A 17,018-nucleotide genomic window follows, 5' to 3' on the forward strand; every position below is an offset into this window, starting at 1 on the left:
TGTTTATGTGGTTAATTATATGGTTTAATTCTTAAACAGCTTCGTTGGCAAAACAGAAAATTGTTTAAAAAATTATTATTTTTACTGGATAAATCAAGTTTTTTCCGGAAAATTAACTTAATTTTGACTGTTTTTTAATTTTAATCTGCTTGCCTATTGCGCGTCAATTCCATCCGGATTTTTTTTGTTCTTTAAACTGCAAACATTTTTGTCATGAAAAATTTGCTGCTTGTATTCGTTTTTTTTATTTCGAATGTTTTATTTTATGACAATGCCAATGCCGACTGCTTAAGTTTTGCCGGAAAAATTGGCATAACCAACGCCGACACGTATTGCCTGCCAACGCCCATTGTGCCACCCGCCGAAGATATAAATATTTACGCGCTCGACTCTGCCCAATATAACTTGGCCGAAGAATACAAAACCTGGGCTTTAATTTCGAACGCTTCAAAAACCATTTTATACGTTTTACCCACAGGCGTGTTGACTACTTCCGAAAATACACTGCCAAAAGGAGAAACCTTAACTGCTTGGCTGCTTAATTTTGAACCGTTTGACGCCGGCTACCCCAGCGTAAACCAAAACATGGGTACCCTTATTGCCAACGATGCCATTGACGATTGCTACGCATTAAGCCCACCTTTTAATTTTGTTATTGCCCAGCCCCTTAGCGTTCAATTAAACCAAACCTGCCTAATAAAAACCGCCGAGCCGCTAAGTTTTGTGCCAATGGTCGAGGTGGAAATATCGGGCGGAACACCTGCCCTGCAAAGCGGTGGCACTTATACTTTAAACAATAATTTAGCGCTATTAGGGCAGCCCTTTAACCACACTTTAACTACTGCTACAGGCAGCACAACCAAAGCCTTTTTGGGCTATGCCAATGGCAACCCCTTTGCACCCGGCGACACTATTACGCTGGCACTCGACAACAACGCAGGGGCAGGCTATTTTGCACCCATCCAATTTGTTGCGGCCAACTGCCTGCCGCAGCCCCTTAATTGTTATCAAATAGACAATACCTGCCAAACATGGCAAACAAACATTATACAAAGCACCTATTTAAACCAGCTCAATTTGCAATTATGTAAAGTTGAACACAATTACAGCGACTTAATTGGCGACCTCAACTGGCAAACAAATGGCCTTATAAATTTTACACCTTACGCCAAATTAAAGGGCTTGGTTACCTTAACGCAACAAGTTTGTTTGGGCAAACAATTTATTGGCCGCAACCAAGAGTTGTTGCAGGTAAATTACCAACCTAATACTAATTTTTATGCCGAGTTTCAAATTATTTGCCCTCCTTTAGGAACAGACAAAGATGCAAATAAACGATATGATATTGATGTTGTGCTGTTTAATGGACAACCACCTTATACTATTTCCGGAGACTTTAACGCCACTAATTTTATGAGTACTAATTTTGAGACGACATTATATCAAAACGAGCCTTTCTCGGTGAAAATTGTTGATTCAAAAGGAAAGGTAATTACCTTGTATTATGTGCTTGATGCAAAATGCTCCTGTCTTTAGAATGCTTAAATTCCTTCCGGATAAAATACCTTATTCAGCCGCCTATCAGTGATTTGCACGGAATAATATTTCGTGAAAAAACCGGAAAATTCCTTGCCAGATCAAAATAAAAATTTGAGCTTATCAAAATATATGTCGTGCAGGCTAAATCCGTCAAAAAAATAATTAAAACAAACTCAAAAAGTATAAAATTAAATCCGGAAAACCAAAATAAAAGCGTACCTTTGCGGCTCAATTAGTCAATTTAATAATTTTAATATATTGTTTCCAAATGGCAAACGTAGGTAAAATTAAACAAATAATTGGTGCAGTGGTAGATGTTGAATTTCCCAACGGCCAGTTACCCGATATTTTGAACGCCTTGGTAGTAAAGCGCGAAGGCGGCCAAAAATTAATTTTAGAATGTCAACAACACCTTGGCGAAAGTAGTGTAAAAACCATCGCTATGGACTCGACAGACGGTTTAGTGCGCGGCATGGAGGTTATAGACACCGGCGCACCCATTCAAATGCCTGTTGGCGACCAAATTCGAGGCCGATTGTTTAACGTGGTAGGCGAGGCCATTGACGGCATTGGCCAGGTAAATACCCAAAAAGGCTACCCAATTCACCGCAAACCACCAGCATACGAAGACCTAACCACCGAAGCTCAAATTTTATTTACCGGTATTAAAGTAATTGACCTGCTCGAGCCTTACGCAAAAGGAGGTAAAATTGGCTTGTTTGGCGGCGCAGGTGTGGGTAAAACCGTACTTATTCAAGAGCTGATTAATAATATTGCCTTAGGTTATGCGGGCTTGTCTGTGTTTGCAGGCGTGGGCGAACGTACCCGCGAAGGAAACGACCTTCTGCGCGAAATGGTAGAAGCTAAAGTAATACGCTATGGCGACGATTTTATCGAAAACTTTGAAAAAACTAAAGTTTGGGATATCTCAAAAGTAGATACCAACGAACTTGAAAAATCTTTTTGTACCATGGTGTTTGGCCAAATGAACGAGCCCCCCGGCGCACGCGCAAGGGTGGCCTTGGCCGGATTAACCGTAGCAGAATACTTCCGCGATGGCGATGGCGACTCGGGTGGACGCGATATACTGTTGTTTATTGATAATATTTTCCGTTTTACACAAGCAGGTTCTGAAGTTTCGGCACTTTTAGGCCGGATGCCTTCGGCGGTAGGTTACCAACCCACCCTTGCCACCGAAATGGGTATTATGCAAGAGCGGATTACCTCTACCAAACGCGGCTCAATTACCTCGGTGCAAGCCGTTTACGTGCCCGCAGACGACCTTACCGACCCCGCTCCGGCTACTACCTTCTCGCACTTAGATGCCACCACCGTACTAAGCCGTAAATTAGCCGCCTTAGGTATTTACCCCGCCGTTGACCCGCTCGACTCTACCTCGCGCATCTTAAGCCCCAAAATTTTAGGCGAAGAGCATTATAATACCGCGCAAAAAGTAAAAGCCATTTTGCAACGCTACAAAGAGCTGCAAGATATTATTGCCATTTTAGGTATGGACGAGCTAAGCGAAGAAGATAAAATGGTAGTACACCGCGCACGCAGGGTACAACGTTTCTTGTCGCAACCATTCCACGTGGCCGAACAATTTACCGGATTAAAAGGCGTGTTAGTGCCCATCGAAGAAACTATAAGGGGCTTTAACATGATTATGGACGGCGAAGTGGACGAATACCCCGAGGCAGCCTTTAACTTGGTAGGTACTATTGACGATGCCATTGCAAAAGGTAAGAAAATTTTGGCCGAAACAAAATAGTATATAATAGATACGAAAATGCACGTTGATTTTATAACTCCGGAAGAAAAACTATTTGAGGGCGATGCTACCAGCGTAATATTGCCCGGTGTTGGCGGCTATTTTGAAATTTTAGACCGTCACGCGCCCCTGATAGCTGCCTTAGGCAAAGGGCAAACCAAAATTACTACTGCACAAGGCACTAAAACATATACTATTACCGGCGGTTTTGCCGAGGTGCTAAACAATAAATTAGTAGTATTGGCCGAATCGGCTAAAAGCGGCGATGCTTAAATAGTTTCATTGCGCCTACTGCTATACTACACGCGATAGCCCATCTTATTAAATAAAGGAGGAGCAAATAAAACTGCTTTATTTAAGGTGGGCTGTCGCTTTTTTGTTTTACTTTTACTATCCCAAAGGCGTATCGTCCGGAAAAACAGTCGGATTTTTCAAAATTTTGCTGGCGGGTTATTACAACAATATCAGTAACGCCCAAGTTTTGCGCTTGTTTTGGGGCTACGACCTCTAAATAGCACTTGCTTTTAGTTTTGACTATTCGCCGAACACGTTATTTTTTTGAGTTTATTCAGAAAAAAATTGCTCCTTTGGGTAAAGTCCGGAATATTAAGATTTTTGGCAACCCAAATTTATTTATATTATAGAATACTTACAAACTATGCTTGACATCTACCGGCACGCGAACCCCCTTGTTTCTGTAATTATGGCCACGTATAACCGGGCTACTTATTTGAAAAGGAGTATTTCTTCTTTTATAGCTCAAAGTTTTAAAAATTGTGAACTGATTATAGTAGATGACGGAAGCGAAGATAATACTTTTGAAGTTGTAAGCGATTTTTTAAAAACACAGGAAAACATCCGCTATTTAAAACACAGTAACCGCAAATTATCCCTTTCTAAAAATGCCGGTATTAAAGCCGCCGCCGGAAGGTATATTGCCTTTTTAGACAGCGATGACGAATACAAACCCAACTATTTAGAAAAAAGGGTGGCTTTTATGGAAACCAACAAAACAGTAGATTTAATAGAAGGGGGGGCAATTATTATTGGAGACCCGTTTGTGAAGGATAAAAACGATTTGTCTAAAAAAATCCATCTGTCTGAATGCCATATCGGGACCACTTTTTTTGGCAAAAAAGAAGTGTTCCTTACATCGGGTGGTTTTGATAAAAATATTTTTTATAGCGAAGACAGCGCCTTTTGGGAAAAGGCCGAAAGCATGTTGTTTACCCTCAAAAAAATTAATGAGCCCGGCTACATCTATTATCGCGATACCCCCGGCAGCATTTGTAATACGGTTTAGTCGCTACTTAATATTAGCAACGGTTTTTCTTTGCTTTCAACTATTTTTCGAGCAGTTTGGTAACGCTTACCGTTTCGTTTACCCGGGCTTGAATTTCGGCAATGGGTATGCGTATTTGCTCAAGGCTATCGCGGTTGCGCAGGGTAACGGTGTCGTTTTCGAGGGTTTCAAAATCAACGGTTACACACCATGGCGTGCCTATGGCATCTTGCCGGCGGTAGCGGCGGCCAATAGTATCTTTTGCCTCAAATTGGCAGTCAAAATGCAGACGCAGCTTTTTAAATATTTCTTCGCCTTTTTCGGGCAGACCTTTTTGGTTTAGCAGGGGCAAAACAGCTAATTTAACGGGTGCCAGTGCAGGAGGCAATTTTAGTACGGTGCGCGTAGCAACTCCGCCTTCGGCATCGGGTACTTCTTCTTCGGCAATAGCGTTGCTAAGGGTGGCCAAAAACATCCGGTCAAGGCCTACAGAAGTTTCAACTACATAAGGCACATAATTTTCGTTTAGCTCGTGGTCAAAATACTGTAGTTTTCTTCCGGATAATTTTTGATGCTCGCTAAGGTCAAAATCGGTACGCGAATGAATGCCTTCTAACTCTTTAAAACCGAACGGAAATTCAAACTCAATATCAACGGCGGCGTTGGCGTAGTGGGCAAGTTTGTCGTGGTCGTGAAAGCGCAATTTATTTTCCGGATGTAGGGCTTGGTGCCAGCGCATCCGGGTTTGTTTCCAATAATTATACCACTCCATCTCGGTTCCGGGTTTTACAAAAAACTGCATTTCCATTTGTTCAAACTCACGCATTCTAAAAATAAACTGCCTTGCTACAATTTCATTTCTAAAAGCTTTACCTACCTGGGCAATACCAAACGGCAATTTTTTGCGGGTAGTTTTTTGCACGTTTAAAAAGTTTACAAATATGCCCTGTGCAGTTTCGGGGCGCAGGTAAACCTGGCTGTTTTCGGCATCGGCGGCTAAGGCACCAAATTGCATTGAAAACATTAAATTAAACTGCCGCACGTCTGTCCAGTTGCGCGAGCCGCTTTCGGGGTCGGCAATTTCGCAGTCAATAATAATATTCCGAAGTTCGTTTAAGTCGTTGGCTGCCAATGCCTGCAGGTAGCGGGTGTTAATGGTATTAAACTTTTCGGCGCTGCGCAGCACGTTGGGGTTAGTAGCTAAAAACTGCTCTTCGTTAAAGGTTTCGCCAAATTTTTTTTTGCCTTTTTCTACTTCTTTGGCAATTTTATTTTGAATGCTTTGCAAAAAATCTTCAATCAGGTTGTCGGCGCGGTAACGTTTCTTCGAGTCGCGGTTGTCAATCATTGGGTCGTTAAATGCGTCCACGTGCCCCGATGCTTTCCATACTTTGGGGTGCATAAAAATGGCAGCATCAATACCTACAATATCGTCTTGCAGTTGGGTCATAGCCCGCCACCAATAATCGCGAATATTAAATTTTAGTTGAGCGCCAAAGGGGCCATAATCATAAGAGGCATTCAGGCCGTCATAAATTTCGCTCGATGGGAAAATAAACCCATACTCTTTGCTGTGCGATACAATGAGTTTAAAAAGTTCGTCTCCGGATTTTTGTATAGTCATAACGGCACAAAGATAGGCATTTTAACTATAATAAACGGCAAAAAGGAGGCTTTGCGGCCTCCTTTTGTATTGGTTTGTGTTTATTTATAAGCTGAAAGCAGCAGATTAACGTCCGCCAAAAATTTTGAAGGCCATGCCGGCAATATCGTCCATAACGGTTCCGTCTTGGTCGCTGTCTAATACTGACGACAAAATGCTTGTTAAACCATCGGGGGCATTTTGTGTTTGCTCGGCTTGGGTATTTTGTATTAAACCTGCCATTTGTTGGCTATCAAGGCCGTTTTGATTTTGAACTTTACCCAAAACACCCATTACTAAGGGGGCAATAGTTTGCAAAAAGCCAATAGCCTTCGACAAATCCATTTTAGATAACATGCTGATAATATTCGCCAAATTTCCGGAATTGCCGCCCAATAAATGGCCTAATATACCCGCCCCATCGTTGCGGCGTTGTAATTGTATATCTTCTTGCGGTTGTTGGGCTTGCTCTTGGCCGCCACCGCCTAAAATAAATCCGGCAAGGTCGCTTAAAATACTGCCGTCGTGGTCGCGCGACAAGGCGTTATGCAACGAGTTAGCACCGTCTTCGGTAGCAGTGTTTTTGGCGAATGCACCCATTAAAACAGGTATGGCTACCTGCAGAGCCTGCTGCGTTTGGCTTTCGTCTAAGCCAAATTGTTGTCCTAATGTTTTGGCCGTATCACCGCCAAGTTGCTGCAAAAGTAAATCGGTTAAATTCATGGTTAATTTTTAAATTGTTTTATTTTTTATGTAAATATTTTAAAAGCAATCATCTTGCCTAAAGGTGTAATTTTTAACGGTTCCTCTAGGAAGTAAGGCAACGGGTTTTTTAGTTTTGTCGTTTAAATACCCAAACATTAGCTTTTATTAACAATAACAAAACCAATTTTGCGTTTTTATTTAAAAAATGTTTTAAAAAATAGTAATTTTGCCTTTTGCATTTACTATCATGCAATTCCATTTAATTTGACGAGGAAAAAATTAAATGTAACGTCCAAATCGCCTAAATAGTTAGTCAGTGTGTTGTTTAAAACAAAAAAATCTGCTTTTTGTTCCGGACTTTAAACCGATTATACAAGCTATTTCACATGCAGCTAATAAGTTTGTGCTATGCTCATCATCTAAACAATAGAAACATTGTAAACTAAACATATTAAGTGCATATCTTATGCTAAAACTTTTACACCTAAAAACAAGGCTGCGCTATGCCTTGTTGCTAACAACATTGCTATTGGCAACGGGGATATTGCAAAATGCCTTTGCCACCCACGTAATTGGTGGGTACATCCGGTACACCCGCGTTGGGGCCGATAAATACGATATAAATTTAGAAATATATCGCGACTGCAATAGTGGCACTCAAATTGGTAGCTCTATTGTATCTATTTTTGATGACAATGGCATTAATGTAGGCAATATTTCAACAACGATTGACTCGGTTGTAACCCCAACCTGGGACGAATTATTAGATGGTGCATGTGCTGAGCAAGCACCCAATCCGCAGCCTTGTCTTGAAGTTCGGTATTACTCGCGCAAAAACTATACCATTAACGATGCCAGCGTAGGTTATACCCTTATGTGGTCGGTATTTGCCCGAAGCGGCTCTGTTTTAAACATTCAAAACGCAGGTAACCTAAGTGGCACTTTAGTAGCCACTATGCCTGCCTATAATACTTATGGCGCAAACACCTCGCCCCAAACCAAAAAACCAATACCCCCCGTTTTTTGCGCCGATAGCCCCATTGTTTACGATTTGGGCACCATCGAACCAGATGGCGACTCGATAGTTTACTCACTTTGCACGCCTTACGGAACAACCGGTGGTGTTACCTCTGGGCCGCCACCCTATCCAAATGTTACCTGGAACGCACCTTATTCGACCACCGACCCTATTGGAGGTGTTCCTCCACTAAGTATTAACGCCGAAACCGGACAGTTAGTTTGTTACCCACCGCCTACCCTTGGGCAGTTTGTAATTGGCGTTTGTACCGAAGAGTACCGCGGCGGTGTGCTAATTTCAAATCGTATTCTCGATTTTCAAGTAATTATTGCCGACTGCTTAATTGTGGCCGCCGAAATTACCGATGATATAGGGGCAACAGTCCCTGACGATATTTCAATCTGTAAGGGCGATACCGCTCAGTTAGGCGCCATTACCCAAGATGGCTACTTGTATGCCTGGGTGCCAAACAAATGGATTAGCAAAGTTAATATTAAAGACCCAAAAGTTTGGCCACCCCAAACACAGTTCTATAAAATTTTAGTAACCGACCCCATTACGGCTTGTTTTAACGATGATGTCGTTACTATACACGTCCACGAACTATCCATTACCTCGGCCAACGATACCGCTTGCCAATTTGGCACGCTGCCGGTTCTATCCTCGGCAGCCGCCGATGTAGATACATTTGGCTACCCCAATATAACAACAAGTTGGTACAGCAATTCAACGCTCACCACTTTAGTAGATACGGGGGTAACGCTTCAACCGGCGAGTTATGGCGCGTATGTGCCAATTAATACTGCCGGAACTTATAGTTTATGGGTACAAGCATCGAACGCCTTGGGTTGCACCAGTCCGGCGGTTGAGGTTAAAGTAACTATTTTACCTGCCCCACCTGCTCCGGTATCTTCCGGATTAACTATTTGCGAAGGCAATCCGCTGCAAGACCTAACAGCTACGGGCACAATTGGTACACTTACTTGGTACAGCGATGTCGCTTTAACCAATAACATAGGCACAGGCACTACTTTACCCGTTGCCAACTATGCTGCTTATGCCAACCCCAATCTTGCTGGCACGTACAGTGTTTATGTGCAAGAGGCTACCAGTAGCAAAAACTGTGTGGGTGCGGTAAAAAAAGTAGATATAATAGTAAAGGATACTCCAAATGCCCCAACGGCTCCGGATCCAAGCCCTATTTGTAAAGGGGAAGCCCTGCTTAACCTTACCGCATCCGGAAGTGGCGGCACCATCAACTGGTATTCAGATGCTGCCCTAACTAATTTATTAGGCTCTGGAACTACACTTACCGGCGCTCAATACAGCAGCGTAGCCAATAATAATGTTCCCGGAGATTATTTTGTGTATGTTATGGAAAACCTAAATGGTTGCCCCGGCCCAGCACAAATGGTAACTATTAAAGTAATTGATAAACCTATTACCCCAATTTTTGGCCCTGTTACCCCCGTTTGCCAAGGCACAACCTTGCCCGACCTTACAGCTTCGGGTAGTGGTGCTACTATTACCTGGTACGATGGCGACCCCGACAGCGGAACGCCCAACGTTTTAGGCACCGGCAATACCTTGCCCGGAACTGCTTATGGTAGTGCCGCCGATATAAATACCCCCGGAAACTATACTATTTGGGCTAAAGAAAGCCTCGGAACCACCTGCTCGGCGCCGGCCGGATTTGTGGTAGTTACCGTTAAACCTACACCCACAGCACCTGTTGCGCCAAGTGTAACTATTTGCGAAACTAATCCCTTGCCTAATTTAACAGCAAGCGGGGGCGCTGGCACCTTCAACTGGTATGGCGATGCAGCCTTAACAAACCTTCTTGGTACCGGAACTACGCTTACCGGGGCACAATACAGCAGTATAGCCAATAATAATGTGGCCGGTACTTATAGTGTATATGTAACCGAAACCTTAAACGGTTGTACCGGTATTGCTACCCAAGTTAATATTGTAGTAAACGAAACACCCGTTGCCCCTGTTGCTCCGAGTGTAACCGTTTGTCAAAATAGCGCGGCCCCTGCCTTAACCGCTACGGCAAGCATGGGTGGCACCTTAAACTGGTATAGCGATGCAGCCCTTACCACCTTAATTGGCACAGGCAGTCCTTTGCCCGGCTCGGCATTGACAGGAGTTGTAAACATGGCCGTTACCGGAACTTACAATGTTTGGGTAGTGGAGCAATTAGGTGCTTGCCCAAGTCTTGCTACTCAAGTAACTATTACTGTTTCGGCACAGCCCACTATTGACCCCGTTGCCCCTGTTAATCAATGTGCTACAAATTTTGATTTGGCAACTATTACCCTAACTGGCACAAATTTAGTCAGCGCTACCATTACCTACCACGCCGATGGCGGTGGTTCGGCAGGTGCGCAATTGCCTTCGTCGGTGGTAAATACCAGCGGCACTTATTATATTATGGCTACTATTGGTATTTGTAGCTTTGCTGTTCCGGTAGCGGTAACAATAAATCCACCACAAGATGCGTATTTTACTATAACCCCCGATACTTATTGTACAAGTGAAACAGCTTCGGCTCCGGTATTTGGCGCTGGCACTACTCCGGGCGGCACCTTTAGTGCTACACCATCCGGATTAAACTTTAATGCCTCAACCGGTCAAATTAATTTAGCAGCAAGCTCTGCAGGCGTTTATACCTTTACTTATAATACGCCCGGCCCCTGCCCCGATGACCACTCGGTAACAATTACCGTAAATAGCCAAGAATCGGCGGCGTTTACTTTACAAGCGTCTATTTGTGTGGCACCTGGCGACCCTAACCCGCAGGCCAACGTAACTGGTACGCCCGGCGGTACTTGGAGCATAGATGGTGGTGCTACAATAAGTGCAAGTGGTGTTATTAATTTATCATCTATTAGCACCGAAGGCACATACACCGTTACTTACACAACACCAAGTGCGCAATGCGGCGCTACAAACTCTGAAACCATTGATATTTATTTTGAGCGCAACAGCGGTACCGTTGTAGATAACCCGACTGTTTGTAATAGCGGCAGCGGCATAATTAATTTATACAATTTGCTTAGTGGCGAAGATGCTGGCGGCTCTTGGAGCGAAAATGGCAGTAGCTCAACCGGCGGTGCCTTTAATGCCGGCGCTGGTACGTTTAACCCAAGTGGGCAAGCTGATGCTACTTATTATTTTATTTACTTAGTTGCGGGTGCCGGCCCTTGCCCCGATGCCTCAACCCAGGTTGAGATTACAGTAGTTTCGGCACCAACTGCAACCGTTACCCCCAATGCTACGGTTTGTAATGGCCCCGAAGCACCTGGCCCCTTCCTTGATTTGACTGCCTTAATTACCGCCGGCGACATGTCGGGTACTTGGAATGATGCAGATGGTAGTGGCGCAGCCGGTTCGCCCTCGAACCTTGATTTTACCGGTGTTACCGCCAACCAAAGTTATACCTTTACTTATACTTTAGATAGCCCCGACCCTTGTGCCGATGTTGTTTATAACGTAGAAGTTTTTGTGCAAGACTGTTCGTGCCCAAGCGTAGCTTTAGTAGTCGCCCCCGACCTTTGTAGCGATGACGACTTGTTAAACCTTAACTCGCTGTTAGATGCAAGTGTTACCGAACCCGGCACTTGGAGTATTATCAACGACCCGGGCGGCAGCAGTCCGGCAGTAATACAAGTTGATGGCATTACCTTTGATGCTACGGCTGCCGATGCAGGAACTTATACCCTACAATTTACTTTGGATAATCCGCAAGCCGGATGCCCAGACTTTAATACGGTTGACATATATATAAATCCGGCACCACAAGCAGGTTCAGATGGCATACTTGATGTTTGTAATGATAGCGGCATATTAACGTTGTTCGATGTATTAGGTAATCCTAAAATGCCTGGTGGGTATTGGAGTTTAGACCTTACCAGCCCAAATACACCTAATAATTCAAAATTAGATTATGCCCTTGGCACTTTTGATGTATTAGGCCATAAAGGCGGTAGCTTTATTTTCTCTTACACCGTAGAAGGTAATCCACCTTGCGTAAACGACTTGTCGTTAGTAACAATAAATATTGACGAACTGCCAAATGTAGTATGGAATGCAGCTACCCCGCTTTGTAATACCACCGGCGGCGGCTCGACTATTAATTTAACTACTTTAATAAAATCATCGGTTGGTATCAATGGCACTTGGGCTGATACCGATAATGCTGCCGGAAATGGCGCAACGGTAAATTTCCCAAATGTGGACTTTAACAATGCCCAAGCCGGAACATACACCTTTACCTACACACTACAAAGTGCAAACAATATTTGCGGGCCAAAAAGCTTTACCATTGATATTGTAGTAAATGATTGCACTTGCCCCGATTTAAGCATGGGCTTACCTCCGGTATTGTGTAACAGCACAACTACCAATTTAGATGCGATTAAAATTACAACTCAACCCGGAACATGGACTATTTCATCGGCGCCATCGGGTGGCACACCTGGCTATATTGAAGCAGATGGAAAAACCTTTAATGCGGTTGGTGCGCAGGTAGGTACTTATATTATTACTTTTACTTTAACTAATGCAGTTCCGCCCGGATGTGCTAAAACAACCACTATAACCATATTTGTAGTAAACAATACAGATGCTGGCTGGATTAATCCCGGAACAATATGTACTTTGTCGCCGGTTATTAATTTGAATAGTATTTTAAGCCCGGTAGCAACACCCGGCGGTTTATGGACAATTAATGGCACCCCCGCCACAACATTTGACCCGGCTGCCTTAGGCCCAGGCACTTATGCCGTTACTTACGATGTTGGTACACCGCCCTGCCAAACCAGCAACACAAAAAATATAGTGGTAATTAAATCTGGCGACCCAAGCTGGAATACCCCCGGAAGCATTTGCCAAAGTGTAGCAGCTATTGCCCTCAATACCTTATTAGCACCTACCGCCGATACTGGTGGCACTTGGACTATTGGCGGAAATGTTGTTACCCAATTTGACCCAGCATTGTACCCAGTAGGCCCAGTAAATGTAACCTATAGCGTAGGCACAGTACCTTGCGAAAGCAGTATTACCCAAGCCATTAATGTAATTGCACAACCCATTGCCAATATTAGCCCCATTGCTAATACTTGTGTAAACGAAGCTGCCAGTATTAATTTTAGCGGTGCAGCGAACGCCGGTACTACCTTTAATTGGACCTTTAACGGCGGCACACCTGCAACTGCTACCGGCAATGGCCCTCACAATATTATTTGGTCGGCTGCGGGTACTTATACAGTAACGTTAATTACCACCGAAGGTGGCTGCACCTCAGAGCCAGTTACAGCTAACGTTGTTGTAGAAAGCCCACTTCCGTTGCCTGTAATAAACTGCGCAACCACTACCAGCAGCATAACATTTAGCTGGAATGCAGTTCCCGGCTCATCCGGATATTTAGTAAGTATTGATGGTGGTCCACCTTTCCCAACGGGAGCTACCTCGTACTCGGCCACCGGATTATTTGCCGGGCAATCGGTAACCATTACCGTTGAAGCAGTTAGCGCAGGCGCTTGCCCTAATAGCGTAGGCACCCAAACCTGTATTGCCGAAGATTGCCCACCGGTTACTTTAGATATAACACCAATAGCAGATATATGTTTGACGGCTTCTACAACCGCTTTTGATATTGCTCTTAATATTGTAGGCGGCAATGGCAGTGGCACTACTACTTGGAGTGGAACTGGTATCACTAACACCACATCCGGAACTTTTGACCCTGTTTTAGCTGGTCCCGGTGCTCATAATATTTTGTGCAACTATCAGCAAGGCAACTGCCAATACAACCAGCCAGTTACTATTAACGTTTATACAACTCCAACCACCAATTTCACCCTTAGTAATACCAATGTTTGTGCTAATGGCATAGCAACCATTACGGCTACTTATACTGGCAACGCTTCGGTAGGTGCTACTTATACCTGGAATTTTGATGGCGCAACTGTTGTTAGCGGAACAGGCGCAGGCCCCTACACGCTTAGCTTTGCTACGCCAGGCACTTACGATATTACCTTAGATGTAACCGAAAATGGCTGTGCCTCACCTCAAACTATTATTACGGTAAATGCTCCTGCTCCATTGGCTACACCACAAATTAGTTGCGGTACACTAAGCACCAGCAGTGTTGAGTTTATTTGGTTAGCCGTGCCAGGCGCGGTAAGTTATGATATTACCTATACAATCAACGGCGGCCCTCCAATCAACGACAATACTACCAATACTAACTATTTAATTACAGGACTATCGGTAAGTGATATAGTAGATATTACCGTTGTAGCTGTAGGCCCCGCTCCTTGTGGCAATAGCGCACCTGGTACCGGACAATGCGAAGCTAAAGACTGCCCCCCAATTACACCAACTATTGATGTGGCTATTACCACTTATTGTACTTCAGATGCTGCCATTACCCTTACGGCTACGCCATCCGGAGGAACATTTAGCGGCACAGGTGTATCGGGTACTAATTTTGACCCAGCCATAGCAGGCCCAGGTACGCATACCGTTACTTATAATTATGTTGATGCCGTTAGCAACTGCCCCTATACTGCAACCTTAAATTTAACTGTAAACCAAACGCCTACTGCTAACTTTACCCTTGCAGCTACCGATTGGTGCGCCGATGGTACTTCGCAGTTATTAGTTGATTATACAGGAAATGCAAGCGCAGGCGCAACATTTAATTGGAATTTTGCCGGAGGTGTTGCTACTCCATCCGGATTAGACCAGTTAGTAGCATGGCCTTCGGGTACCGGCACCGTTACCGTTTCGTTACAGGTAACTGAAAACGGCTGTACCTCAACCGTATTTACCGCCGATGTAAACTTAAGTGAGCCGTTGCCTGCGCCAGTAGTTACTTGCTCGGGTAGCCAAACCGATCAAGTAAGTTTTGATTGGCCCGATGTTCCGGGTGCTACCGGATATGATATATCGTACACGATTAATGGCGGTGCGCCGCAAACAGATAACACACCTACCTCTAACTATACCGTTACCGGCTTATCAGTAAACGATATGGTTGATATTAGCGTAGTTGCGCTTAGCAATGGCCCTTGCGGCAATAGCCCAGCAGGAACAGGCCAATGCCAAGCTAAAGATTGCCCAGTAATAACGCCAACTATTACCGGATTAGCCGCCAATTATTGCACCGCCGATGCCATAGTTACTTTAACTTTATCTCCGGCAGGTGGCGTATTAACAGGCCCCGGCGTAATCGCTCCTAACCAGTTTGACCCTGCGTTGGCCGGACAAGGCAATTTTTCAATTGTCTATACCTATACCGACCCTGCAACGCAATGCGAGTATATTATTAGCCAACTTACAGAGGTAAATCTAACGCCTGATTCTTCGTTTGGTATTGCCGATGCCACAATTTGTAGTACAGGCAAAACGCAAATTACAGCCAACGATATTATTATTGGTGCTACTTACGATTGGAATTTTGATGGGGGTGTGGCCTTCCCCGGTACTAGTTTTGGCCCGCACGAGGTAACTTGGGCTACCGGAGGCACCAAAACGGTAACATTAACCATAACAAACAAAGGTTGTGTTTCACCCGAGGGCACCTCTACAATTGATGTTGTTGCGCCCTTGTTTGCACCAAATGTTATTTGCAGTGCGCAGTCAACCAATGACGTTAGCTTTAGTTGGGACCCCATACCAGGCGCTACCGGCTACGAGGTAACAATTAGCGGCGATGTGCCTACGAAAACCGAAAATGTAGCATTAGGCTCCGAAACCTACGCTGTTACCGGTTTAACACCCGGAAACGTGGTGAACATCAGTATTATTGCACTTGGCCCACCACCTTGCGGCAATAGCGCACCCGGCACTGCTACTTGTATAGCCCAAGATTGTCCAACTATTACACCCACTATTACCCTGCCTAAAACTACTTATTGTAGCAACGAAGCAGCCGTAAATATAGTGCTTAACCCAGTAGGCGGTACTTTAACGGGCAATGGCGTAGTTGCAGGTATGTTTGACCCGGCAATTGCTGGCCCTGGTGTGCATACACTTGATTACAACTATACTGATATTGCTACCGGATGCTCGTATGCGGCTAATATAAATATTACTGTAACCGAACAACCCAGTGCTGCCTTTACAACTAATGCTACCACTATTTGTATTGGCGAAAGCATTACGTTTACACCATCCGGAAATATTGCCGGAGGTAATGGTACTTGGGATTTCGGCGGACTTGGCTCAGCAAATGCTACCTCCGAACAATCCTTTACCTTTAACGAGGCAGGTAATTTCATCATTAGCTTTACAGTAGATAACAATGGTTGTACCGATACGCAAACCCAAGCTGTTGAGGTGTCGGGAGTTACCGTTAAAACGATTGATGACACGCAAATTTTAGCCGGAACAACTTTAGAATTAACTACGCAAGCTACATCGGCCTTAAATGGCACACTTAGCTTTGCCTGGACGGATGCCATGCAGTTAATTACAGACCTTACTATGCAAAGTCCAAGTATTACCTCCAATGAGGCGGGCGAATTTTTATTTACTATTACTGCCACCGACCAATACGGCTGCTCGGCGACCGACGAGGTTACGGTTAAAGTAATTAAAGAAAATAAAGTGATTGCCCCGAACGCATTTACTCCCAATAGCGATGGTAAAAACGATGTGTTTAACTTAGTTGGCTCTAATATTACTTCGTATAGTTTGGCTGTTTACGACCGTTGGGGCACGTTGCTGTTTGAGAACCCCAATGCAACACCTACTTCAGGCGGTTGGGATGGTACAAAAAATGGCAAGTTAATGGATGTTGGAACTTATGTTTACTCGGCAAAAGTTACATTTGGCGATGGTAAAACAAAAGAAATTAAAGGTAATATTGCACTGATTCGCTAAGAAAGCAAAGTTTTGTTTTATTTATTTGATTGTCTTTTGAATGAAATAAAACACTTAGCATAGCACAACGCGCCGTATTCGGGTTTAAATTTTTACTCCGGATGCGGCGCGTTATTTTATTTATATATCCGGAAAAAATAAGAGCAAATTAGGCATGTCCATT

Annotated in this window: 7 protein-coding genes; 5 read left to right on the top strand and 2 right to left on the bottom strand. The window is 44.1% G+C overall.

The genetic code is table 11. The features are described 5' to 3' along the window. Positions 1-213: 213 nt before the first annotated feature. The 4 genes from IPI59_03390 (at position 214) to IPI59_03405 (ending at position 4,613) form a co-directional block, all read left to right on the top strand. Entirely contained in the window at positions 214-1,536 is a 1,323-nt protein-coding gene (locus IPI59_03390; protein MBK7526602.1) for a hypothetical protein, read from the top strand. 271 nt (positions 1,537-1,807) lie between these two features. Continuing rightward, positions 1,808-3,310, top strand: a complete 1,503-nt coding sequence (locus tag IPI59_03395; GenBank protein ID MBK7526603.1) for a F0F1 ATP synthase subunit beta — start codon at positions 1,808-1,810, stop codon at positions 3,308-3,310. Positions 3,311-3,328: 18 nt separating this feature from the next. Further along, positions 3,329-3,583, top strand: coding sequence for an ATP synthase F1 subunit epsilon (atpC, locus tag IPI59_03400; protein ID MBK7526604.1), 255 nt, complete (start codon positions 3,329-3,331; stop codon positions 3,581-3,583). Between the two features lie 385 nt (positions 3,584-3,968). Beyond that, on the top strand, positions 3,969-4,613 hold the full coding sequence (locus IPI59_03405; GenBank protein MBK7526605.1) for a glycosyltransferase family 2 protein: 645 nt from the start codon (positions 3,969-3,971) through the stop codon (positions 4,611-4,613). Positions 4,614-4,653: 40 nt separating this feature from the next. Here IPI59_03405 and IPI59_03410 read toward each other — a convergent pair whose 3' ends face one another. Continuing rightward, on the bottom strand, positions 4,654-6,216 hold the full coding sequence (locus tag IPI59_03410; GenBank protein ID MBK7526606.1) for a glycine--tRNA ligase: 1,563 nt from the start codon (positions 6,214-6,216) through the stop codon (positions 4,654-4,656). Positions 6,217-6,321: 105 nt separating this feature from the next. Then, positions 6,322-6,957, bottom strand: coding sequence for a DUF937 domain-containing protein (locus IPI59_03415; GenBank protein ID MBK7526607.1), 636 nt, complete (start codon positions 6,955-6,957; stop codon positions 6,322-6,324). A gap of 448 nt (positions 6,958-7,405) precedes the next feature. Between IPI59_03415 and IPI59_03420 the strand changes: the two genes are divergently transcribed. Further along, positions 7,406-16,855 (top strand): gliding motility-associated C-terminal domain-containing protein, encoded by a 9,450-nt coding sequence (locus tag IPI59_03420; GenBank protein MBK7526608.1) that lies wholly within the window; start codon positions 7,406-7,408, stop codon positions 16,853-16,855. Positions 16,856-17,018: the final 163 nt, after the last annotated feature.

This window comes from Sphingobacteriales bacterium, from assembly GCA_016706405.1.
Lineage (GTDB): Bacteria > Bacteroidota > Bacteroidia > Chitinophagales > UBA2359 > BJ6.